Genomic DNA, 428 nt, shown 5'->3' with positions numbered 1-428 from the left:
AAATCGGAACCACTGATCTGATAACCTTCATTGGCCAGAACTTCGGCAATACCGCCCATACCGGCACCACCGATGCCGACAAAATGTATGTGCCGAACGCGACGCATTTCGGGCACGATGGAACGCAGTTTTGCCAATTGTTGTGTATTCATTCTTTACGCCATTAACTTCTTAAATTCATACGATGCAAAAGGCATCGCTACAATTACGCCAGGGCAGCCCGGCTCACTTCATTTGCCACTCGCTCGGTGGCATCCGGAATGGATGCAGCGCGGGCGCGTTCTGCCATGGTTAATAAGATTTCTCGCGTCCACCCGGCCAGGGTGTTGGCGACAGCATCCACTCTAAGCTGTGACTGCTCGATAATTTTGGCTGCGCCCGCTTTTTCCAGCGGTAGCGCATTCCAGTATTGCTGACGGTCTTTATGT

The 428-nt window shown here is 51.9% G+C and carries 2 protein-coding genes; both read right to left on the bottom strand.

Annotation, left to right across the window (positions count from 1 at the left end; translation table 11 throughout):
• The coding region (locus GV819_RS32675; RefSeq protein ID WP_218579788.1) for a Mur ligase domain-containing protein at positions 1–152 on the bottom strand (152 nt) is incomplete at its 3' end.
• A 53-nt stretch (positions 153–205) separates the two neighbouring features.
• Positions 206–428: hypothetical protein (locus GV819_RS32670; protein ID WP_218579787.1), on the bottom strand; the 223-nt coding region annotated here is incomplete at its 5' end.

It is taken from the genome of Pseudomonas sp. Fl5BN2 (assembly GCF_009908205.1).
In the GTDB taxonomy this organism is placed as follows: Bacteria; Pseudomonadota; Gammaproteobacteria; order Pseudomonadales; family Pseudomonadaceae; genus Aquipseudomonas.
The sequence above is the reverse complement of the archived record's forward strand: the minus strand, read 5'-3'. Positions and strand labels throughout refer to the sequence as shown.